The sequence below is a fragment of the Spirillospora sp. NPDC052269 genome, assembly GCF_040679435.1.
Classification (GTDB): Bacteria; Actinomycetota; Actinomycetes; order Streptosporangiales; family Streptosporangiaceae; genus Spirillospora.
Genome location: NZ_JBFAUU010000004.1, coordinates 369739 through 391488 on the forward strand (window position 1 = coordinate 369739; position 21750 = coordinate 391488).

A 21750-nucleotide genomic window follows, 5' to 3' on the forward strand; every position below is an offset into this window, starting at 1 on the left:
AGAAACGGCGCGAACGGGACTCTCAGGCGAAGGAACGGTCGCGAACGAGCTTCGCGGCCGTTTTGGCGTCGGTCGGCCCCTCGCCGTAGGACGGACACATGTGCGCGATCGCGCACGCGCCGCACGCCGGACGCTGCGAATGGCAGACGCGGCGGCCATGCCAGATCATCCGGTGCGACAGGATCGTCCACTCCTTGCGGGGAATGAGGTCCGCGACGTCCTGCTCGACCTTGACCGGGTCGTCGGACGTCGTCCAGCCGAACCGGCGGGCCAGGCGGCCGAAGTGGGTGTCGACGGTGATCCCCGGGACGCCGAAGGCGTTGCCGAGCACGACGTTCGCGGTCTTGCGCCCGACGCCGGGCAGGGTGACCAGGTCCTTCATCCTTCCGGGGACCTGGCCGTCGTACCACTCGACCAGCGCCTTCGACAGCCCCATGATCGACTTGGTCTTGGACCGGAAGAACCCGAGCGGCTTGAGGATCGCCTCGAGGTCCTCGGGGTTCGCGGCGGCCAGGTCCTCGGGCGCCGGGTACTTGGCGAACAGCCCCGGCGTCGTCTCGTTGACCCGCTTGTCCGTGGTCTGCGCGGACAGGACGGTGGCGATGAGCAGCTCGTAGGACGACGTGAAGTTCAGCTCGCAGTGCGCGTCCGGGTAAAGCTCGGCCAATTCCCGGTTGATCCTTCGCGCGCGCCGGACGAGGCCCAGTCGCGTCTCCTCCTGCCACTTGCGCGCACGAGGACGCGGCCTGTTCTCCGTGTTCGTCGCCATGGCGTTCAGCCTAGAACCAGATGCCAAAACCCGTGCCTGTAGCGGATTTCCCCGTCCGAGAAGGCGTCGGCCTGTGGCCGGAGGCGGCGCCCATCGTCAGGCGGACGTGGCGAGCGTCACCGGCCACGCCCGCACCCGTACGCGCATGAGAAACCTGTCGGATCGTCCGCTTCCCCTTGGACAACGGCGATGCAACGCCTTGAAGACCCCCTGGGGAACAGCATGTGACTGGCGGGTAACCACGTCCGAAGAGGAGAAACGGTACGTTTGTGACCGCATTCACCCGCGGATCCGTACACTGGATGCGCAGGTGACGTTCAGGCGACGGAACGCCGCTGCGGGGACGATCAGCCGGAGGCACCGCTGCACACGGCGGCGCGGACGGCCCGAACCGTCCGGTTTCGGCGCGCCGTGGACCCTGCCTTCACGTACGCGGTGGGACGTACGTCACACTAGGCATGTGGGTGTTCGAGGAGGAGAAGCGTGACCGACCGCGACGTGGACGTTCTGAGCAGGGCTCCGCTGTTCGAGGCCCTGGACGAGCAGGGTGCCAAGGCGCTGCGCGCCAACGTGACCGAGGTGCGGCTGGCCCGCGGTCAGACGCTGTTCAACGAGGGTGAGACCGGCGACCGGCTGTACGTCGTGCTCGAGGGCAAGATCAAGCTCACCCGGACGGCGCCGGACGGCCGGGAGAACCTGCTGAGCGTGCTCGGTCCGTCCGAGATGTTCGGCGAGCTGTCGCTGTTCGACCCGCGGCCCCGCACGGCCAGCGCGGTCGCCGTCACCGAGTGCCGCCTCGCCGGGCTCGGCCACGACGACCTGCGGCCGTGGCTGACGGGCCACCCGGAGGTCGCGGTGCAGCTGCTCCGCGCGCTCGCCCAGCGGCTCCGCAAGACCAACGACGTGATGGCCGACCTGGTCTTCACCGACGTCCCGGGCCGCGTCGCCAAGGCGCTGCTCGACCTGGCCGAGCGCTTCGGCCAGCCGTCGGAGGCCGGGCTGCACGTCCACCACGACCTCACCCAGGAGGAGCTGGCGCAGCTCGTCGGGGCGTCGCGTGAGACGGTCAACAAGGCCCTCGCCGACTTCGCCCAGCGCAATTGGCTGCGCATCGAGGCGCGCGCCGTCGTCATCCTCGACATCGAGCGCCTCCGCAAGCGCTCCAAGTAGGACACCGCCTCTTCGAGGCGACGCACGACCGCGAACGCGCGCGCACGAGCCCGGCTCGTGCGCGCGCGTTCGCGCGTGTTCAGCGCTTGTTCCGGTCGGCCAGGTAGTCGAGCTGGCTCTGGACCGACCATTCGGCCGCGGGCCACAGGTTGCGGTCCACGTCGGCGTACACGATCTCCACGACCTCGCGGGAGGTCCGGGCCCCGGCCTCGACTGCGGCCTCGACCTGCGCCAGCCGCTCCCGGCGGTGCTGGATGTAGTGGTCGATCGCGCCGAGCGGGTCGTCCAGCTTCGGGCCGTGGCCCGGCAGGACGGCGACCGCGTCGTTGTCGTCCGCGAAACGGCGCAGCCGGTCGAGGGATGCCAGGTAGTCGCCGAGCCTCCCCTCCAGGACGGTCGATCCGTAGCCGAGCACGGTGTCGCCGGTCAGGATCGCGCGGTCGGCGGGCAGCCAGAACGTCAGCGAGTCGTCCGAGTGGCCGGGCGTCTCCATGATCCGCAGGTCGAGACCGCCGGCCGTCACCACGTCGCCCTCGACCAGGCCCTCGTCGCCGAGCCGGTGCCGGGGGTCGAGCGCCCGCACCTTGACGTCGCGTCCGGCCATCCCGGCGAACGTCGCCGCGCCCGCCGAGTGGTCCGGGTGGCCGTGCGTGAGCAGGACGAGCCCGACGCGCCGTCCGCCGGCCTCGGCCTCGGCCAGGACGCGGCGCAGGTGCGCGCCGTCCTTGGGGCCGGGATCGACGACCACGACCTCCTCGGCGCCGGGTTCGCCGAGGAGCCAGGTGTTCGTGCCGTCCAGCGTCATCGGGGACGGATTCGGAGCGAGCACGCATCTCGCCCGATCGGTGCCGGTCCCGTCGATATCCCTCATCTGTCCCATCCTGCCCGACCGTCCCGGGCCGAGCCCGAGGCGGGCCAGCCGTCGCGGCAGGGACGTTCCGGCGAGGCGGAGCCCGAGTGACCAGGCCAGCCGCGCCCGCGCCCCCGTCATGCCGGTCTAGGCGTCGTAGCGCACCACGTCCTCGGGCAGGACGAGGTAGGGATCGCCATCGATGATCCGCCCCTCCGGCTCCAGGACGCTGATCTCACGCGGCGCGGCGAGGACGTCCGCGACCGTCTCGAAATGGGACAGGTCGTCCAGCGTGGCGATGGTCGGGGGCAGCATCGGCCATTCACCCGCGCGGGCGCGGGCGGCGGCCTCGGCCGGACGCACCCACGCGACCCGATCGGCCTCGGTGCTCACGTCACGCGCGCGCTGCCCCGCGGGCATCGCCGCGACGAAGAACCGCGTGTCGTAGCGCTTCGGCTCGATCGCGGGGGTGATCCAGTGCGCCCAGGGACGCAGCAGGTCCGAGCGAAGGACGAGACCGCGCTCGTCCAGGAACCCGGCGAACGAGAGGGAGCGGTCGAGCAGCGCCTTGCGGCCCCGCTCCCACTCGTCGCCACGCGTGTCGTCCACGACCGACTCGCCGGTCGGCCCGGCGAGCAGGACGCAGGTCTCCTCGAAGGTCTCCCGGACGGCCGCGCAGACCAGTTCGCGGGCGAGCGGCTCGTCCGCCCCGAAGGCCCGGCCCCACTCCGACGGGGACGGCCCGGTCCAGGCCGGGCTCGCCTCGCCGTCGCGCGGGTCGACCGAGCCGCCGGGGAACACGTACGCGCCCGGCGCGAACGCCATCGAGCCCACGCGGCGCAGCATGAACGCCTGAAGTCCGTGCTCGGCGTGGTCGCGGAGCACGACCACCGTGGCGGCGTGCCGCGGCCGGACCGGCTCGATCGTCCCGGCCGCGATGCCCTCGATCTGCTCCCGGAACTCCGCCGGCAACCTCAACCCGTTCATGACGCCCCATTCGGGCATACCGAATGACATTCCGTCAAGGGTGTCCAGGTGGTGCGGCCGGAGGCGCGGCGATCAAGGACGGGCCGCCTCGGCGATCAGAGGACCCCGGAGACCGGCCTCAGGAGACCTCCACGGCCGGGCTCAGGAGATCCCCGCGGCCGGGCTCAGGAGATCTCGGCGATCAGTTCGACCTCGACCGGCGCGTCCTTGGGCAGGACCGCGACGCCGACCGCGCTGCGCGCGTGCACGCCGGCCTCGCCGAACACCTCGCCGAGCAGGTCGCTCGCCCCGTTGACCACCTGCGGCTGGCCGGTGAAGTCCGGGACGGACGCGACGAACCCGACGACCTTGACGATCCGCACGATCCGCGACAGGTCGCCGACCTCGGCCTTCAGCGCCGCGATCGCGTTCAGCGCGCAGATCCGGGCCAGCTCGGCGGCCCGCTCGGGGGTGACGTCGGCGCCGACCTTTCCGGTGACCGGCAGCTCGCCCTTGACGAGCGGCAGCTGGCCGGCCGTGTAGACCAGCGATCCGGTGCGGGCGGTCGGGACATAGGCGGCCAGCGGCCGGGCCACCTCGGGCAGCTCGAGCCCCAGCTGAGTGATCCGCTCTTCGGGAGTGCTCACGCTTACGGCTCCACTTCGCGCTTGAAGTAGGCCACCAGGTTCTCCGGGTTCGGGCCGGGCAGCACCGTGACGAGCTCCCACCCGTCCTGGCCCCAGTTGTCGAGGATCTGCTTGGTCGCGTGGACCAGCAGAGGAACGGTCGCGTACTCCCACTTCTTCATGGCGCTCAGCCTAGCGATCGCGTGGGGGCCGGAACGGCCTGCCCGGCCCGAGCGCCGTCGTAGCGGTCGCGCGCGGCCTCCATGTCGGGCATGTGACGGTCCGCCCAGCTCTGGACGGTCGCGACGATCGGGATCAGGCTCTCCCCGAGGACGGTCAGCGTGTAGTCCACCTGGACCGGGACCGCGGCCGTGACGTGCCGCGTGACCAGGCCGTCCCGCTCCAGCGCGCGGAGCGACTGGGTGAGCATCTTCGCGCTGACCCCGGGGACGGACCGGGCGAGCTCGGCATGCCGCATCGTGCCGTGGTCGGCGAGCCTGGCCAGCAGCATCGTCGTCCACTTGTTACCGAGGACGGCCATGAGGCGGCTCGTCGGGCACGTCTCCATGTACGCGTCGAACTCGGCCTTCGCCTCCGCGCGGCGCTGCTCGGCGGTCATCGTGGCCATGGTCCCCCCACCTTCGGCTTCCGGCGCGCACCGCACCCCCGGGTCGGGTACGCACTCCGAAGTAACCTCTTCCGGCCGCCGAGTCTTCCGCGCATGCTCGTCAACACCGGGGCCTTTCCCCAAACAAACCTCTGACCAGGGAGTATTTGGCATGCGTGCGATCAGTGTGACGGAGTACGGCGGCCCGGAGACGCTGCGGGTCGCGGACGTCCCGGAGCCGGTCCCGGGCGCGGGGCAGGTGCGGATCCGGATCGAGGCGGCCACGGTCAACCCCGTGGACCTCGCCGCCCGCGAGGGCCACCTCGCCGCCCTGGCCCCCGACCTCCCCCTCGGCCTCGGCCTGGACGCGGCGGGCGAGATCGACGCCGTCGGCGCGGGCGTCGACCGGCTGGCCGTCGGCGACAAGGTCGTCGGCCTCCGCGACCTGCTGCCCGTGCCGACCGGCGCGTACGCCGAGGCGATCGTCCTTCCCGCGGACGCCGTCGTCCGCGCGCCCCGGACCCTGGACGCCGCGCACGCCGCCACGTTGCCCCTGAACGGCCTGACCGCGTTCCAGGGCCTCGACCTACTGGATCTTCGTCCCGGCGCGACTGTGCTGGTCACAGGCGCCGCTGGAGCCGTCGGGGGGTTCGCGGTGCAGCTGGCCGCGCTGCGCGGGCTCCACGTGGTCGCCGCGGCGTCCGCGTCGACCGAGGCGGCGCTGCGCGAGGCGGGCGCCACCCACTTCGTCGCACGCGACCAGCCCCTGGCACGGACCGTCCGGGACCTCGTCCCCGGCGGGGTGGACGGCGTCCTCGACGCGGCCTGCCTCGGCGTCCGCGCCTTGGACGCCCTGCGGAACCGCGGCGCCTTCGTCTCCGTCAACGGCGGCGACGCGGTGCCGGTGAACCTTCGCGGGACCCGCGTCCAGAACGTCTGGTTCCACGCTGACACCGCACAGCTCGAGCACCTCGTCGCCCTCGCGGACGCCGGACGCCTCACGACCCGCGTCGCGGGCGTCCTGCCCTTGGAGGACGCCGCGAAGGCCCACATCCGCCTCGCCGAGGGCGGCCTCCGGGGGCGCCTCGTCCTCCAGCCCTGAGCAGTCGACCAGCGCCGATCACGACGAATCGGCGCTGGTCAGCGCCCGTCCGCGATGGTCAGCCCTCGTCGGCGATGTTCAGCGCCCGTCGGCGATGAGCATGACGCGGCGGAGGAGGTCGGAGAGCTGGCGGCGCTCGTCCGGGTCCAGGGCGGCGAGGATGCGGTGCTCCTCGTCGCCCTGGGAGGACATCGCGCCGAGCCAGACGGCGCGTCCTTCCTCCGTGAGCTCGACGATCACGCGGCGCCGGTCGACCTCGGACGGGGTGCGGCGGACGAAGCCGCGCGCGGACAGGCCGTCGAGGCGTCCGGTGACCGAGTTGGGCGCGATGCCGAGGTCGGCCGCGATCTGCGACGGGGCGGCCCGGCCGTCCCGTCCGCCGAGGGCCTGGAGGGTGTCGTACTCGTGCAGCTGCAGGTCGTGGTCCGCGAGCGCCCGCTCCCGGATCTTCCGCAGGTGCGCGGAGATCTTGTGCATGCGGGTGATCGCACCCTCCACGTCGGGATCGAGGTGGGGGAGGACGGGTGTCCACCGGTCCACGTGCTCGTCCACCCGGTCGCGCTTCGCCATGCGGAGAGGATACCGGTTCGCCCGCAGAATTATTCGTTGACGAATAGTTCTGCGCCGAATTAATCTCGGTCGCCATGACGCACCCCCTTCGCGGCCGGGACTTCCGGCTGCTGTTCGGCGCCCGGGCGCTCTCCCTCGCCGGCGACGCCGTCGTCCCGGCCGCGCTGGCGCTGGCCGTCCTGCGGGTGACCGGGTCGGGCTCCTCGCTCGCGATCGTGCTGGCCTCGGCGATGATCCCCCGGCTCGTGGCGCTCCCCCTCGGCGGCGTGCTGGCCGACCGCCGGGGCGCCCGCCCGATCGCGATCACCACGGACACGCTCGCCTGCGCGGCCCAGCTCTGCACGGCGTTCCTGCTGTTCAGCGGGCATCCGGCCCTGTGGCAACTGGCGGCCGCGCAAGCGGTCGGCGGCGTCGCGACCGGGCTGGCCCTCCCCGCGCTGTCACCGCTGATCGTCGGGACCGTCCCGGCGGACGCCCTGCCCCGCGCGAACGCGCTCCTGGGCACCGTCGCGGGCGCGACCAGGCTGCTCGGCCCGGCCATCGCGGGCGCGTTCGTGCTGACGATCGGCCCCGGTTGGACGTTCCTGCTCGACGCGGTGTCCTTCGGAGCGAGCGCCGCCCTGATCTCGTCCGCGCGCATCCAGCGAAAGGCCCCGGCCACTGAGGAACCGGCGACCTCCCTACGCGCCGACCTGATGCAGGGCTGGAAGGAGGTCCGCTCGCGCGACTGGTACTGGACGAGCCTCGTTGCGCACGCGATGTGGAACGGCGCGCAGGGCGTCATGCTCACCCTCGCACCGGTGATCGCCATCCAGCGGCTCGGCGGCGAGACCATCTGGATCGTCACTACGGAGGCCGGCGCGGTCGGGCTCGTCATCGGGTCCCTGATAGCGGGACGCTACCGACCGCGTCGTCCAGTGGCCGTCGCCAACGTGGGGCTCGCCGCCTACGCGATTCCGCTGACCGTGCTGGCGTTCTATGCACCAGCCCCGGTTTTCGTGCCCTGCTACGCCCTAGCCTTGGCGGGCCTCGGATTCCTCAATCCGACCTGGGAATCGACCGTCCAGACCGTCATCCCCGCCGGAACCCTCGCGCGGGTCACTTCCTACGACTGGCTCTTGTCCCTGGCCGCCGCGCCGCTCGGCTACTCGCTCGGCCCCTGGGCGGCCTCCATATGGGGCCCGCGCGCCCCGCTCCTGGTCGCAGCCGCACTAGTCGCCACGTCCTGCCTGGGCACGCTGGCCGCTCCAGGCGTCCGCCGCCTCACCCTGGACGCACCAAACCCCACACCAGTCCTCGAGCACCAACCCGCCTAACGCGCGCACGAGACGCGGCAGGACGCACGGGGCAGGCGTCCATCCCGGCCGACCGCGAGTGCACGCAGCACGACCGCGGGCGCGCGTGGGGTGGGCGTCCCCGGTGCGTTTGAGAGACCGGGGACGCCACGGGCCCTACTGCGGAGGACGGGTGTCCGACTGCCCGTCGTCGGTGCCCTCGATGGGGCGCGGGTACTCCGGACGCGTCAGCTCCGGCGCTTCCTCTTCGTGCTGCTTGGATTCGTCCAGCTCATGGCGTTGCGGCTCGTCCAGGCCCAGCACGGGCGGGACGTCCTTGACCGCCTCCATCTCGGAGCCCTTCTCGGTGGCCTTGGCGAGGTCCTGCTCGGCCTTGGCCAGGCGCTCGCTCAGGTCCTGCTTCGGCCCGCTCTCGCCGCCGCTCTGCGCCGACGCCGCCGGACCGGCCGCACGGTCGAAGAACCGCAGGATCTCGACCGGCAGCGGCATGACCAGCGTGCTGTTCTTCTCCGCCGACACCTCGACGACGGTCTGCAGGAGGCGCAGCTGCAGGGCCGCCGGGTCCTGCGACATGATCTCGGCCGCCGCGGCCAGCCGCTTGGACGCCTGGAACTCGCCGTCCGCGGTGATGATCCGGGCGCGCCGCTCACGCTCGGCCTCGGCCTGCCGGGCCATCGACCGCTTCATGCCCTCCGGCAGCGACACGTCCTTGATCTCGACGCGCTCGATCAGGATGCCCCACGGGTCCTGGGTGATGTTGTCGATGATCCCGCGCAGCCGCGTGTTGATCTTCTCGCGCTCGCCCAGCAGCTCCTGCATGTCGGACTGGCCGATGATCGACCGCAGCGAGGTCTGCGCGACGGTGGACACCGCGTAGCCGTAGTTCTGCACGTTCACGATCGCCTTCACCGGGTCCACCACCCGGAAGTAGACGACCGCGTCCACCCGCACGCTCACGTTGTCCTGGGTGATGCCCTCCTGCGCGGGCACGCCCATGGTCACCGTCTGCTGGTTGACCTTCTGCATCCGCTCGACGAACGGCACGATGAAGGTCAGGCCGGGCCTGCGCACCGCGCCGGGGCGGAGCCCACTGCCGCGCTGCACCTGACCGAACCGGAAGACGATGCCGTGCTCGAACTGCTGGACGATCCGGGCCGACGACCCCAGTCCGATCAGCGCGAGCACCCCGACCACTATGACGAGGAAGAGGACCACCTCCATGGCGGGCCACCTTTCAGACGAACTGCCCGGGTCCGACGTCCGGACCCCCGCGCACCGGGCCTCCCGCGGCCGCGCCGCGCCCGGTCCCGGTGATCGGGCACGCCGGACCTGTGTCCGGTTCGCGTTTCCCAGCTAACCGCGTGGGCACGTCCGAAACAACGGTCCGCGCCCCGAGAGGGCATCGTGTCAGGGATCACTTATGCAGCGGGAGCCGGGCTCTGAAGTCCTTGCCGAGCGAACGATATGGTCGATCGGGTGAGCGCGAGAGACACCGACTGGGACGGCGTACGCCTCCACGTGGTCACGGGGAAGGGCGGCACGGGCAAGACCACCGTGGCCGCGGCCCTCGCCTTGGCCCTGGCGGCAGGGGGCCGCAGGGTACTGCTGGTTGAGGTCGAGGGGCGGCAGGGGATCGCCCAGCTCTTCGACGTCCCGCCTTTGCCCTACGAGGAGCGCAAGGTCGCGGTCGCCCCGGGCGGCGGCGACGTCCACGCGCTCGCCGTGGACACCGAGGAGGCGCTCATCGAGTACCTCGAGATGTTCTACAACCTCAAACGGGCCGGCAAGGCGATGACCAAGCTCGGCATCGTCGACTTCGTCACCACGATCGCGCCCGGCCTGCGCGACGTCATCCTCACCGGGAAGACCTCCGAGTCCGTCCGGCGGCGGAACCGGGACGGCTCGTTCATCTACGACGCCGTCGTCATGGACGCCCCGCCGACCGGCCGCATCACCAAGTTCCTCAACGTCAACGAGGAGGTGTCCGGGCTGGCCAAGGTCGGCCCGGTCCGCAACCACGCCGACACCGTGATGAAGGTGGTGCGCAGCCCGGAGACGGCCGTCCACTTCGTCACCCTGCTGGAGGAGATGCCCGTCCAGGAGACCATGGACGGCATCCACGACCTGCGCGAGGCCGGGCTCCCGGTCGGCGGCGTGATCGTGAACATGGAGCACAAGCCCGTCCTGCCGCCGGAGGCCCTCGCCGCGGCCGCCGAGGGCGGGCTGGACGCCGAGGAGATCGTCCGCGGGGTGAAGGCCGCCGGGCTGGAGCACGACGCCGAGCAGATCGCCGCCGTCCTCACCGCCGAGGCCTCCGAGCACGCCCGCCGCACCGCCCTCCAGTCCCGCGAGAAGGAGCGACTGGAAAGCCTCGACCTCCCGCGCTACACGCTCCCGCTGCTCCCGGACGGCATGGACCTCGCCGGTCTCTACGACCTGGCCGAGTCCCTCCGCGCCCAAGGCGCCGCATGACCCCGCGCCCGTACGCCTCGTCCGCCTGTCCCGTGCGCCCCTCACACGCGCACGAGACGGGCGGGGGAACGGCGGACGCGCGGGCACGCGAGGAGGAGGGCGGCGTCCGGACGCGCCGCACGACCACTGGTTCGACGGAGACTGCCTGATGAGCCCGACCGCCAAGACCCCGCCCGCGCTGGACGTCGACGAGCTGCTGGACGACCCGCGCACCAAGATCATCGTCTGCTGCGGCTCCGGCGGCGTCGGCAAGACCACCACCGCCGCCGCGCTCGGCGTGCGCGCCGCCCGCCGCGGCCGCGACGTCGTCGTCCTCACCGTCGACCCGGCCCGCCGGCTCGCCCAGTCGATGGGCCTGTCCGAGCTGGACAACAGCCCGCGCCGGATCGAGGTCGGCGGCGACGGCGAGCTGCACGCGATGATGCTCGACATGAAGCGCACCTTCGACGAGATCGTCGAGGCGCACGCCGACCCGGACCGGGCCCGCCAGATCCTCGCCAACCCCTTCTACCAGTCGCTCTCCTCGTCCCTGTCCGGGACGCAGGAGTACATGGCGATGGAGAAGCTCGGCCAGCTGCACCGCTCCGGCGCGTGGGACCTCATCATCGTGGACACCCCGCCGTCCCGGAACGCGCTGGACTTCCTCGACGCGCCCGAGCGGATGGGCCGCTTCCTGGACGGCCGGTTCATGAAGATCCTCGCCGCCCCGGCCAAGACCGGCGGCCGGTTCGGGGTCAAGGTGATCAGCGCCGGGTTCGGCATGTTCACCGGCGTGATCAACAAGGTGCTGGGCGTCCAGCTGCTGCGCGACGTGCAGACCTTCGTCGCCGCGTTCGACACCATGTTCGGCGGGTTCCGCGAGCGCGCAGAGAAGACCTTCCGGCTGCTCCAGACGCCGGGCACCGCCTTCCTCGTCGTCGCCGCCCCCGAGCCGGACGCGCTGCGCGAGGCGTCCTACTTCGTGGAACGGCTCGCCGAGGAGCGCATGCCGCTCGCCGGACTGGTCGTCAACCGCGTGCACGAGGCCGACGACCTGCTGTCCGCCGCGCGCTCCCAGGCCGCCGCCGAGACGCTCGAGGAGCGCGGCGAGCACCCGCTCACCGCCTCCCTGCTGCGCCTGCACACGGCCCGCGTCCAGCTCGCCGCGCGCGAGGCCCGGCTGCGCGAGCACTTCTCGTCCGCGCACCCGACCGTCCCGGTCGTCGCCGTCCCCGCCCAGGCCGAGGACGTCCACGACCTCGACGGCCTCCGCCGTGTCGGCGCCGACCTGGCGGGCGAACGCCACTCGACCGGATCCCCGGCTGCCTGACCTGGGGGTTTACGAGTTCCTTCCGGGGAATTCGAGACGCGCCGCAATCGTCGGCATACATCCGTATTAACGGCGAATGCCCGGCGGGCGAATGGCTCCCGCCGGGCATTCGTCGTCCCCTGGTCGTGATGTGCGCCGGATCGGCGCTCCCCGTAGCAGGCGGCGCACAAACCACAAGCCCGTGACCGGATGCGGCCAGAGCACGTTGCGGAAGGCGCGCATTCTCTTTCGAGTGCGTCCGAAATCGCGGCCTGACCAGGGACGACAACGGCCGCGGACCCGTCTCGGGGACGATTCGGGTCCGCGGCCGTGCGCCATGTCGTCAGCACTCGCGTCCGGTGCGGTCGCGTCCACGTCCGGGGCGATGCCCGGCGCTCGCGCGTCCGCGGTGTTCACGTCCACGTCCGCTGGTTCTCATACGCGGGTGGGTTCGTGTGCGCGGGATCAGCCTGTCCGGTCGGCTGCCGCCGACCGCCCTCCCAGGAACGCGTCTCCGCACGCTGCGCGAACTCCCCCTCGCCGGACGCGGGGCGCGGGTCTAGCTCGCGACGAGTTCGCTCTCGTCGCCGTCGACCGACCGCTCGTACTCCTCCTTGGCGGTCTCCAGCAGTTCGCGCCACGAGTGCACGTCCGGTCGCCGCCTGAGCAGCGCGCGCCGCTCCCGCTCGGTCATCCCGCCCCACACACCGAACTCGATCCGGTTGTCGAGGGCGTCGGCGAGGCACTCGGTCCGCACCGGGCAGCCACGGCAGATGAGCTTGGCCCGATTCTGCGCCGCACCCTGCACGAACAGGGCGTCCGGATCCGCGTTACGACAGGCGGCGCGGGCGGTCCAATCCGTGATCCACATCTTGGCCCCACTCCCCTAGGGTCTGTGTCGATTTGCGCTCTATGGCCAGACGGGCGCGGACGTCAGGCCGCCAAACGAAAGCCGTGGGGAAGAACTTACGGAAGCGAGGGACGATTCAACAGTCCCCGATGGGCCCATTCTCGATATAGCCCACCGGGGCCATACCGCCGGAACGGACTAGTTACCTGTACTTGACGCGTGAGCCATGCGCCCGGTTGCCACACACATGGGGCATGCCTAGGGGAACGCACCGGTAGGGAGGACCATGTTCGGGCTAAATCGCGGCGTGGCGGGGCAACCCGTCCCGAATGCACTGGTCGTCCCGCGTACTCTAGTCGGGTGCATGATGCGAACGAGGGTCGGGGGAACGTCTTCTCCACGCTGATCCGGTTGCTCGCGGCGAGTGTCGCCGCCGGTGTCCTGGTCGCGCTGATCGTCCTGCCGGGGGTCGGGTCGACCGGCATGACGGCGCGGGACGCCGCGGAGAACTTCGAGAGCATGGACAGCAAGCTCGACTCGACACCACCGTCCGAGAAGACGGTGGTCTACGACGCGGCCGGCACCCAGATCGCGACCTTCTTCGACCGGTACCGCGAGTCGGTCCGACTCGACCAGGTCACGCCCATCATGCGCACCGCGATGGTCGACATCGAGGACTACCGCTTCTACCACCACGGCGCTCTCGACTTCAAGGGAACCGTCCGCGCCCTGGCGTCGAACGTCGAGTCCGACGGCACGCAGGGCGGGTCCACCCTCACGCAGCAGTACGTCAAGAACATCCTGGTCGACCGGGCGCGCAACCAGAAGGAGTACCAGGAGGCGACCGCCCCGACGGCCGGCCGCAAGCTGCGCGAGCTGCGCTACGCGCTCGACATCGAGCGCAAGATGTCCAAGGACAAGATCCTCGAGGGCTACCTCAACATCGCCTACTTCGGCGCGGGGGCGTACGGCATCCAGGCCGCGTCCATGCGCTACTTCACCAAGCCCGCCTCCCAGCTCACGCTGGAGCAGGCGGCGCTGCTCGCGGGCATCACGCAGAACCCGAACGCCTACGACCCGATCCGGTTCCCGCAGGCCGCCAAGTCGCGCCGCGACACCGTCCTGCGCCGCATGCAGCAGCTCAACCACGTCACCAAGGCGCAGGCCGACGCCGCCGTCGCCAAGCCCATCAAGCTGAACCGCACCGACCCGACCGGCGGCTGCGAGACCAGCAAGGCCCCGTTCTTCTGCGAGTACGTGAAGTACGAGATGCTCAACGTGCTCTCGGACGGCAAGTACTGGTCGCTCCCCGGCAAGCAGCAGGTCGAGTTCGTCAACAAGCTCAACCGCGGCGGCTACACCGTCCGCACCACGCTCGACATGGACGCCCAGCACTCCCTCGACACCGCGCTGCGGAGCACCGTCGCGCCGAGCGGCAACCGGGTCGCGGCCGAGGCGATGGTCCAGCCCGGCACCGGCAAGCTCCTGGCCGTGGGGCAGAGCAAGCGGTTCGGCGGCTCCAAGGGCCGCACCAGCCTGAACCTGGCGGCCGACACCGCGCACGGCGGCGGCGCGGGCGTCTCCGCCGGCTCGACCTTCAAGGTGTTCACCCTCGCCGAGGCGCTCGACCAGGGCGTCCCGGTCAACACGACGATCAACTCGCCGCAGACCACCTCGGTCACCTATCCGATGTGCAAGATCGGCAAGCTCAGCGGCGGCGGCCCCTGGCCCTCGGTCAGCAACGCCGGCGACTCCGAGGCGGGCAACTTCAACCTCAAGAGCGGCACCTGGCACTCGGTGAACACCTTCTACGCCGAGCTGGAGAAGCGGGTCGGCGTCTGCAACGCGGTGAAGATGGCCGAGAAGTTCGGCCTCCGCAAGGCCACCGGCGCGCCGCTCGACCCCAACCCGTCCCAGGTGCTCGGCACCAACGACATCGACATGGTGCACCTCGCCGCCGCCTACGCGGGCTTCGCCGCGCGCGGCCGGTACTGCGCGCCGGTCGCCATCACCCAGATCGTCGACCCGCAGGGCAAGTCGCTGAAGCTCCCCGCGCAGGACTGCCACCAGGCCGTCGACTCCAGCGTCGCGGACGAGGTCAACTCGATCCTCACCGGCGTCCTCACCAAGGGCACCGCGAGGAACATCGGCGGGATCGGCCGTCCGGCCGCCGGCAAGACCGGCACCTGTGAGAACTTCACCTGCGCCGTGTTCGCCGGCCACACCCCGAACCTGGCCGCCGCGGTCGCCTACTGGGACTTCCGCGGCCCCTGGCAGCATCCGGTCTACGGCGTCTACGGCGCCGACATCCCGGCGCCGATCTGGGCCCGGTCCATGCGCGGCGCCCTCGCGGGCAAGCCCGGCCCCGGCTTCACCTCGCCCACCAAGAACTTCGGCGACACCACCAAGATCCCGGATCTGAAGGGCCAGTCGGTCGGCGCGGCGCAGGCCGCGCTCAAGTCCGCCGGGTTCCAGGTGAAGGTCTCGCCGAAGCCGGTGAACTCCGACCAGCCCAAGGGCACGGTCGCGTCCACCTCACCGGGCGCGGGCTCGGACGCCGACACCAACACCGTCGTCATCATCTACCTGAGCAACGGCTCCGCGAAGAACCAGAAGCCCGGCCAGGGGCAGCCCACCCAGGGCGCCAACGGGTGGCCCTGGCCCTTCTGATCCACGGCCACGGACACGACGAGGCCCCGGCAGCGCTCCGCTGCCGGGGCCTCCACGTTTCTCGACACCGCGCCGTTCCCAGCGCCGCACCCGGTGTGCGGCGGGGGCGTCCGGGGTCAGGACGGGGTCAGCTGGCGCTTCACCTCGGCGGCGACGCGGCCCCCCTCGGCGCGCCCGGCGACCTTGGGATTCACGACCTTCATGACCTGGCCCATGGCGCGCGGGCCCTCGGCGCCGGTCTCGGCGATCGCGTCGGCGACCAGCGCGGTCAGCTCGACGTCGCTGAGCTGCGCGGGCAGGTAGCCGTCCAGCACCTCGTTCTCGTCGCGCTCGGCCTGCGCCTGCTCGGTCCGGCCCGCGTCCGCGAACGCCTGCGCGGCCTCGCGCCGCTTCTTGGCCTCGCGGGTCAGCACCTTGACCACGTCGTCGTCGGACAGCTCGCGAGCCTGCTTCCCGGCGACCTCCTCGTTCTTGACCGCCGTCAGCGCCATCCGCAGGGTGCGGGTGCGCACCTTGTCGTGGGCCTTCATGGCGACCGAGAGGTCGGCCTCCAGCTTCTCTTTCAGGGCACTCATGGTCACATGATGCCCGCTCGGCCCCTGTGGCCTCACCATGATTACCGCGTGGCCCAGGACTCTGGAACCATTGGCAGGGACCATCCGCCGGAGGGAGAACCGTGCGAAAGCTCTACAGCGTGCCCCTGGCCCTGACGGGCGCGGGCGCCGCCACGTTCGGCTACGCCTCACTGGTGGAGCGGAACTGGTTCCGGCTACGCCGGGTCGACGTCCCTGTCCTGCCGCCGGGCCGCCCGTCCGTACGCGTCCTGCACGTGTCGGACGCGCACCTCACCCCCGGCCGCCGCCGCCTGATCGACTGGGTCCGCTCCCTGGACGCCCTGGAGCCCGACCTCGTCGTCAACACCGGCGACTCCCTCGGCCACCGCGACGCTGTCGGCCCCTTCCTGGACGCCCTGGGGCCCCTTCTCGACCGTCCGGGCGCGTTCGTCTTCGGCTCGAACGACCTGTACTCGCCGACGTTCAAGAACCCGCTCCGCTACGTCTGGCGCACCAGCAAGTCCGACTACGCCAAGCGCCGCGGCGAGCCCGACCTCCCGTACCGCGAGCTGGCGTCCTCGCTCCGCGCCGCGGGCTGGCTCGACCTGAACAACCGCATCGGCCGCCTCAAGGTCGGCGACCTGGACGTCGAGTTCGGCGGCATCGACGACTCGCACATCAACCGCGACCGCTACGACATGATCGCGGGCCCGGTGGACCCCCAGGCCGACGTCCACCTCGGCGTCCTGCACTCCCCGGAGCCCCGCAACCTGGACCGCTTCGTCGCCGACGGCTACGACCTCATGCTCGCGGGCCACACCCACGGCGGCCAGGTCTGCGTCCCCTTCTACGGCGCCCTGGCCACCAACTGCGGCATCGACCGCCCCCGCGTGAAGGGCCTGCACCCCTACTCCGGCGCCTGGCTCAACGTCTCGGCCGGCCTCGGCACCTCTCCGACCGCCCCGGTGCGCTTCTGCTGCCCTCCGGAGGCCACCCTGCTGACCCTCGTCCCCCGTCCCGACCCGGCATAGGGACCCACTTCACCCCAATAACCCGTCCACAGCACTCCCCGACATCCGCTAGAGTTGGTTCAGGCGCCGGGAGGAACGTACGACTCCCGGGCAGCCACCAACCGGGGTGTAGCGCAGCTTGGCAGCGCGCTTCGTTCGGGACGAAGAGGTCGTGGGTTCAAATCCCGCCACCCCGACAGGTTGATGCAGGTCAGAGGCCGGTTCTCCACACGGAGAACCGGCCTCTTGATCGTTTGACCCTCGTACAGCAGCGAAGTACAGCAACGCGCCCTGACGACTACAGCCTGAACGCGTCCCCAAGACGCTTCAGCGCCTCCACCGTCTTCTCGTCGGTGGCCTGTGTGTAGACCTCCATCGTCACGTCGATCTGGGCATGGCGCAGGATGCGCATGGCCACGCGGGGGTGCACGTCCAGGGCCGCGAGCAGTGTGGCGCAGGTCGCCCGGGTGTCGTGGACCTTGATCAGGCGGACTCCCGCCCTTCGGCACCGCTCAGTGAACTCCCGGTTGAAGTTCCGGGGGTCAACCGGGGTCCCGTAGCGCGTGGTGATCAGGAACTTGGTCTCCGTCCAGTCGTCGCCCGCCGCCTTCTTCCGCTGCTCCTGCCGTGCCTCATGCGCGCTCAGCGCCGCCGTACAGAGGGCGGGAAGTGGGAGCTTGGCGTCCGATGCCTCCGTCTTGGTCTCGCGGTGGAGAAGCTCGCGGCGAACACGCTGGAGCTGCCACGACACGTCGAGTTCTGCCGCCTCACGGTCGATCGACTCCTTCGGGATGCCCAGGACCTCCCCCTTCCGGAGTCCGAGGATGAGCACCAGGACGTAAGCGAGGTAGAGCGGATCCCCCGAGTCCCGCGCGGATTCGAGGAACTGCCGCGCCTCCTCGACCGTCCAGGGCTTGTTCTTGCGCGAACGCGGCTTGGAGACGCGGACCAGGGCCGCGACGTTCTTCGAGATCAGCTCTTCGCGGATGGCGTTCGACAGCGCGCTACGGAGGACCGTCCAGGCGTCCCGGATCGTCCGCTCGGATGCGACGCGCTCGCAGCACTTGCCGACCGCACAGCAGCGCCGCTTCTTCTCGTCGCGACGGGCGTCCTTGCCTTGAGCGCAGCATTGGCACGTCTTCCGGGTCTCGTTGAGCCAGGCCCGGACGTCCCGCACCGTGAGCTTGTCGAGCCGCTTCTTGCCCAGGCCGGGGACGATGTAGAGCCGGACGAGGGTCTCGTACGTCGAGCAGGTCAGCGGCGCGAAGTCCGGCGGGACCACGACCTCTTCCAGCCAGTACGACAGGTACTCGACCAAGGCCGGGACCTTGGTGGCCACAACGCCCTTGCTCGCTTCGGCATGGAGCTTCAGCCACTTCTCGTGAGTCTCGGCACGGGTCTTCCCGTAGACCCACCGGCGCTTACGGTCACCGGCCGGAGTCGTGACCCACACGTAAGCGGCGTAGGTGCCGTTCCGGTACGGGAAGATCGATCCTTCCCCGTTGGCGCGTCCACGTCCCCGGCTCTTGCGCTTCTTCGGGCCGTCCGGCTCCTCCGGTGTGGCGGTCGTGGTCTTGGGCATTAGGCGGCCTCCTCCATGAGGTGTCCGACGTAATCGGCGAGGGCTTCCACGGGGACCAGGCGACGGCGGCCAATCTTGACCGTCCGGAGCTGGTTGGAGCGGATGAGGTTGTAGAGCGTCCAGCGGCTCACTCGGAGCCGTTCGGCGGCCTCATCGACGGTGAGGACGAGGCTGCCCATGAGGTTGGGGCTGTCCATGCGGCTCCTAAGCGGCAGGTGATGAGGCGGACGGGATGAGGACGGGTCTTCCGGTGAGGGCAGCGGTAACGAGCGCCTCACCACGTGTGAGCCCCTGATGGGCGAACCGCCATTCGGCCAGGACGACGATCTCGGCGGCCTGCTCATCGGGCGGCTGCCAGCCGGGACGCTGCTGGCGGACGAAGTCGATGCGCGCCTGACGGAGCGCGCCGAGAGTGGTCGAGTACCGGCGGGACTTGGTCGAGAAGTGGCCCCGGAAGCCGAGCATGTGAGCCCACTGGACGAGCCGCAGGTCCGCGAACTCGTCCAGGTCGCCGAGGCGGAGACACTCGGCGATCAACCGGCGGGCGTGAGGCGTGACCGGCAGCGCGGCCAGGTCCTCGGCAGGGTGAAGGCGTCGGTCGAGGGCGCCAACGCACTCGGCGGCCTTGGTGGCGTACTTGGCGATGTAGCCCGCAACGGCCGCCTCCGTCAGCGCACCAGAGGTGGTGATAGCCCGAATGTCGACCTGGGAGCCCCAGGCCAGCGAGCGAGAAGGAACCTCAGCACTGTCCGGGGTGGCGACGGACACGGCCGACGTGGCGTGCCGGACGGCCGCCTCCAAGAGGTTGAGAGTCGCCCAGGACGGCGGAGACGACTGTGGTCCGGCAGGACCGTCGAAGCGGATCACCGCGTGGAAGTGGACAACACCGCGCCGTTGGTACTCCGCGACCTTGGCGAACGAGATCACCGCCGACTCTCGGAATTCCTTGAGTGTCAGGCCCGCCGCTTTGGCCAGGTAGCGACGGAGCGCGAGCGTGAAGCGTCGCCACAGCTCAGGCGCCAGAGCGTTGAAGAGCACCGAGCCCGAGTAGTCGTAGCACTCCGGGCACAGCGGAGCGCCGAGGCGGGGATCGTCTGCCGCGTGCTTGGCGGTGCACGACATCCGAACGCCGTGCGGGCATGTCTCGGCGTCGCGGCGGGCGTGGCAGCGTTCGACGCGTCCGCCGGACCGTTCCCGGCGAGCGTGTACGAGGCCGAACGAGGGTGCGGTGAGGGTGACGAATGCGGCCGGGTGCTTGGTCACCGTCTCCGGGACGCCCTTGCCACCGGCCAGGCCCGCGCGGATGAGCTGGTAGGTGTCTGCGCGGTAAATCTCGGCGCAGGCCGGGCAACGCGTCGCACGCCGGGTCTTGCAGGCGACCGGGAGCGCGCCGTCCGGCTCACTGCCCGTGCTGTAGTGGTGGAGGCTCTCCCCCGTCGCCGTGTGAACGTGGTCCACGGTTCCGTGCAGAAAGATCGGCTGCGAGCACCCGCCCGTGGATCGGGCACGGGAGGCCCAGCGGTCGAAGTCCGGGCGGTCGAGGATCTGCGCTATCAGCCGGGCGTCATCAGGTGTGACGACGGGGTGAGGCACTATGGGGTGTCTCCAATCCGATCAACAGGCGGTTGAGGAGATGGCCCCCGACGTGGCATGTATGTGCTTGGCGGCTCGTGCGACCACGCCGGGGGCGGCTGAAGTCAGGTGCAGTGGCCGAGGCCCTCGCAGTGAGAGCAGGCGTCGCCGTAGGCGTCCAGGCCCGTCCCGCCGCAGTTGCAGCACTGCCACCACTCGACGGGCGGGACCAGCGGGCGCGGGAACGCGATCGCCTGACCCGTGACGGCGTCTTGGGCGGTCACTCCGTCCGCTCCGCAGGCCGAACAGTTCGGGCCGGTTCGCTTGCTGAGCAGGGCCGTCCAGGTGATGGGGGCGGTGGTGGAGCAGGAGCGGCACCGCAGCCGCCAACCCTCCGCGACCTTCTCGGCGGCCATCAGGCGACCCGTCCGGGCTCGGCGTTCCGCTCCTCGACGGTGGCCTGGTCGAAGTTCTCGGCGTACGACATCAGCGCCCTGTGAGCGTGACGGTGGGAAGTGGGGATGAACACCGCGCGGTATGCGACCGGTCCGAAGTGCTTGGCCGCGACGTAGTGCCCGCCTTCGATCAACTCCCCCGCCGTGACGTCCAGGAGGGCGGCGATGGCGTCGATCTGGGCCCGCTGACACGGGTCGCTGACGGCCCTCGGGGTGAAGTGCGTCAGATCGACGGTGCCGCCGGGCACCGGAACAGCCGGGTTGTTCTCCAGGAAGGTGGCCAGGGCGCGCAGGCCCATGATGAGGCCGAGGCGGTCGAAGAGCTGGTAGGGCCGAATGAGGTCGGTCATGGCGTGATCTCCTTGGGTCAGGCGGCGGCCAGGTGGCCGAGCAGGTCGCGGGCGAGTTGGTCGGAGACACCCAGACGAGCGCGCAGGGCGTCAGCGGTGATCGTCTGTCCGTGCTGGGTGTGGTGTTCGTCGGCAACGCGGCGAGCGAAGGCGAGCAGCGGCGTTGCCGGAGCGGGCTTGGTGGGCGCCGCCGGCCGAGGGGTAGCCCGAGCTGGGACGGGGGTCTCCACCGGCGCGTTCTCGCGGTCGTCCTGGTCGTGAGCGGCCGGGATGTCCGTGGCACGCGAGACCTCGCGGGCCGGGATTGGCGAGGGTGGTTCGGCTTCCGCGTTGCCGAACGAGGGCGGCACCAGCGACACCGGAGAGCCCCCAGCAGCCTCGCGGCTCGCACCAGCAGCCCGGCGTTCCAGCATGGAGACAGCGACGAGGAAGGCTCCGGCAGGGGTGGCCGCCGTGAGCCACCCCCAGATGCTCCGGTCAGCCTGAGCGAGGTTCGCGGCGAGGGAGAGCAGGATGCCCCCAGTCAGGACGACCGTCGGCCAGGACAGCCGCCCTGTTGGTCGGGCAGTGCGCTTGTCTCGCTCCCTCTCACGGGCCGCCATGACGCAGGTCAGGTCAATGCAGACCGCCACGGCCCAAGCCATCCAGCCGCCTTGACCGTGCTGGCGAGCGGTATCGCGGATGTGGGTGAACGATCCCGCCGCAGCGATCCCAGCGAGGATCAGCACCGGCCCTGAGTCGGCCAACGCCCCGGCGAGACGCCGCATCAGGCGGCCCTCCGGAGGTTGGTCTCCGCGAGGAGCGTCGCAAGTTCGGGGTCGCAACGGTGCTCCTCGGCCCACACCTCCACCGCGCCGAGCCAGGAGGAGCGCAGGTGCGCGGCACAGGAATCGCAGCGGGCGAGGTGCAGGCCGGGGTCTGCGTCCCACTCGATCGCCACCGAGCTGGCGAGCTGGGACGGCACGACGGACAAGAGGCGAGCAGCCATAGGA

The 21750-nt window shown here is 70.9% G+C and carries 24 protein-coding genes and 1 tRNA gene; 8 read left to right on the plus strand and 17 right to left on the minus strand.

The features are described 5' to 3' along the window. Positions 1-22: 22 nt before the first annotated feature. Positions 23-769, minus strand: a complete 747-nt coding sequence (gene nth / locus AB0L06_RS10655; protein WP_500230714.1) for an endonuclease III — start codon at positions 767-769, stop codon at positions 23-25. A 483-nt stretch (positions 770-1252) separates the two neighbouring features. On the opposite strand from nth, the gene AB0L06_RS10660 reads away from it, so the two are divergent. Then, positions 1253-1939, plus strand: coding sequence for a Crp/Fnr family transcriptional regulator (locus tag AB0L06_RS10660; protein WP_026412280.1), 687 nt, complete (start codon positions 1253-1255; stop codon positions 1937-1939). A gap of 79 nt (positions 1940-2018) precedes the next feature. Here the strand turns inward: AB0L06_RS10660 and AB0L06_RS10665 are convergent, their stop codons facing one another. The 5 genes from AB0L06_RS10665 to AB0L06_RS10685 form a co-directional block, all read right to left on the minus strand. Further along, positions 2019-2810, minus strand: coding sequence for an MBL fold metallo-hydrolase (locus tag AB0L06_RS10665; protein WP_500230715.1), 792 nt, complete (start codon positions 2808-2810; stop codon positions 2019-2021). A gap of 126 nt (positions 2811-2936) precedes the next feature. Further along, a complete protein-coding gene (locus tag AB0L06_RS10670; protein ID WP_500230716.1) occupies positions 2937-3806 on the minus strand; it encodes an NUDIX hydrolase in 870 nt (289 codons plus the stop codon). A 134-nt stretch (positions 3807-3940) separates the two neighbouring features. Continuing rightward, positions 3941-4402, minus strand: a complete 462-nt coding sequence (locus AB0L06_RS10675) for a RidA family protein (protein ID WP_500230717.1) — start codon at positions 4400-4402, stop codon at positions 3941-3943. Positions 4403-4404: 2 nt separating this feature from the next. Next, on the minus strand, positions 4405-4563 hold the full coding sequence (gene sp36 / locus AB0L06_RS10680) for a Sp36 family protein (RefSeq protein ID WP_117357377.1): 159 nt from the start codon (positions 4561-4563) through the stop codon (positions 4405-4407). 5 nt (positions 4564-4568) lie between these two features. Further along, complete coding sequence (locus AB0L06_RS10685) at positions 4569-5009, minus strand: winged helix-turn-helix transcriptional regulator (RefSeq protein WP_500230718.1); 441 nt, start codon at positions 5007-5009, stop codon at positions 4569-4571. A gap of 151 nt (positions 5010-5160) precedes the next feature. Here AB0L06_RS10685 and AB0L06_RS10690 point away from each other — a divergent pair, with 151 nt between their 5' ends. Beyond that, on the plus strand, positions 5161-6090 hold the full coding sequence (locus AB0L06_RS10690; RefSeq protein WP_500230719.1) for an NADP-dependent oxidoreductase: 930 nt from the start codon (positions 5161-5163) through the stop codon (positions 6088-6090). A 78-nt stretch (positions 6091-6168) separates the two neighbouring features. Here AB0L06_RS10690 and AB0L06_RS10695 read toward each other — a convergent pair whose 3' ends face one another. Next, positions 6169-6660 (minus strand): MarR family winged helix-turn-helix transcriptional regulator, encoded by a 492-nt coding sequence (locus AB0L06_RS10695; protein ID WP_500230720.1) that lies wholly within the window; start codon positions 6658-6660, stop codon positions 6169-6171. 74 nt (positions 6661-6734) lie between these two features. Between AB0L06_RS10695 and AB0L06_RS10700 the strand changes: the two genes are divergently transcribed. Then, the gene (locus tag AB0L06_RS10700) at positions 6735-7976 is read left to right on the plus strand and encodes an MFS transporter (RefSeq protein ID WP_500230721.1); all 1242 of its coding nucleotides are present in this window, start codon (positions 6735-6737) and stop codon (positions 7974-7976) included. 135 nt (positions 7977-8111) lie between these two features. Here the strand turns inward: AB0L06_RS10700 and AB0L06_RS10705 are convergent, their stop codons facing one another. Then, positions 8112-9176, minus strand: coding sequence for a slipin family protein (locus tag AB0L06_RS10705; protein ID WP_500230722.1), 1065 nt, complete (start codon positions 9174-9176; stop codon positions 8112-8114). A 255-nt stretch (positions 9177-9431) separates the two neighbouring features. On the opposite strand from AB0L06_RS10705, the gene bagA reads away from it, so the two are divergent. Further along, the gene (gene bagA, locus AB0L06_RS10710; RefSeq protein ID WP_500230723.1) at positions 9432-10427 is read left to right on the plus strand and encodes an ATPase BagA; all 996 of its coding nucleotides are present in this window, start codon (positions 9432-9434) and stop codon (positions 10425-10427) included. A gap of 148 nt (positions 10428-10575) precedes the next feature. Then, positions 10576-11736 carry an ATPase BagB gene (bagB, locus tag AB0L06_RS10715; RefSeq protein ID WP_500230724.1) on the plus strand — a complete coding sequence of 387 codons (1161 nt, stop codon included), beginning with the start codon at positions 10576-10578 and terminating at the stop codon, positions 11734-11736. Between the two features lie 538 nt (positions 11737-12274). On the opposite strand, the gene AB0L06_RS10720 is transcribed toward bagB, so the two are convergent. Next, positions 12275-12586, minus strand: a complete 312-nt coding sequence (locus AB0L06_RS10720) for a WhiB family transcriptional regulator (RefSeq protein ID WP_026412288.1) — start codon at positions 12584-12586, stop codon at positions 12275-12277. A 339-nt stretch (positions 12587-12925) separates the two neighbouring features. Here AB0L06_RS10720 and AB0L06_RS10725 point away from each other — a divergent pair, with 339 nt between their 5' ends. After that, positions 12926-15235: a penicillin-binding protein gene (locus AB0L06_RS10725; protein ID WP_500230725.1), complete on the plus strand. Its 2310-nt coding sequence runs from the start codon at positions 12926-12928 to the stop codon at positions 15233-15235. 116 nt (positions 15236-15351) lie between these two features. Here the strand turns inward: AB0L06_RS10725 and AB0L06_RS10730 are convergent, their stop codons facing one another. After that, complete coding sequence (locus AB0L06_RS10730) at positions 15352-15810, minus strand: GatB/YqeY domain-containing protein (RefSeq protein WP_500230726.1); 459 nt, start codon at positions 15808-15810, stop codon at positions 15352-15354. A gap of 101 nt (positions 15811-15911) precedes the next feature. On the opposite strand from AB0L06_RS10730, the gene AB0L06_RS10735 reads away from it, so the two are divergent. Continuing rightward, positions 15912-16820 (plus strand): metallophosphoesterase, encoded by a 909-nt coding sequence (locus tag AB0L06_RS10735; RefSeq protein WP_500230727.1) that lies wholly within the window; start codon positions 15912-15914, stop codon positions 16818-16820. Between the two features lie 102 nt (positions 16821-16922). Beyond that, positions 16923-16996 (plus strand) — tRNA-Pro (locus AB0L06_RS10740). Positions 16997-17097: 101 nt separating this feature from the next. On the opposite strand, the gene AB0L06_RS10745 is transcribed toward AB0L06_RS10740, so the two are convergent. The 7 genes from AB0L06_RS10745 to AB0L06_RS10775 form a co-directional block, all read right to left on the minus strand. Continuing rightward, positions 17098-18381, minus strand: a complete 1284-nt coding sequence (locus tag AB0L06_RS10745; protein WP_500230728.1) for a tyrosine-type recombinase/integrase — start codon at positions 18379-18381, stop codon at positions 17098-17100. Beyond that, a complete protein-coding gene (locus tag AB0L06_RS10750) occupies positions 18381-18578 on the minus strand; it encodes a helix-turn-helix domain-containing protein (protein ID WP_500230729.1) in 198 nt (65 codons plus the stop codon). Before AB0L06_RS10750 ends, AB0L06_RS10745 begins: the two co-directional genes overlap by 1 nt. A gap of 7 nt (positions 18579-18585) precedes the next feature. Continuing rightward, the gene (locus AB0L06_RS10755; protein ID WP_500230730.1) at positions 18586-19974 is read right to left on the minus strand and encodes a replication initiator; all 1389 of its coding nucleotides are present in this window, start codon (positions 19972-19974) and stop codon (positions 18586-18588) included. Positions 19975-20078: 104 nt separating this feature from the next. Beyond that, positions 20079-20369, minus strand: a complete 291-nt coding sequence (locus AB0L06_RS10760) for a hypothetical protein (RefSeq protein WP_500230731.1) — start codon at positions 20367-20369, stop codon at positions 20079-20081. Next, entirely contained in the window at positions 20369-20758 is a 390-nt protein-coding gene (locus AB0L06_RS10765; RefSeq protein WP_500230732.1) for a hypothetical protein, read from the minus strand. The genes AB0L06_RS10760 and AB0L06_RS10765 overlap by 1 nt, the downstream gene beginning before the upstream one ends. 17 nt (positions 20759-20775) lie before the next feature. Continuing rightward, positions 20776-21525: a DUF2637 domain-containing protein gene (locus tag AB0L06_RS10770; RefSeq protein ID WP_500230733.1), complete on the minus strand. Its 750-nt coding sequence runs from the start codon at positions 21523-21525 to the stop codon at positions 20776-20778. Then, positions 21525-21746, minus strand: a complete 222-nt coding sequence (locus AB0L06_RS10775) for a hypothetical protein (RefSeq protein ID WP_500230734.1) — start codon at positions 21744-21746, stop codon at positions 21525-21527. The genes AB0L06_RS10770 and AB0L06_RS10775 overlap by 1 nt, the downstream gene beginning before the upstream one ends. Positions 21747-21750 lie beyond the last annotated feature (4 nt).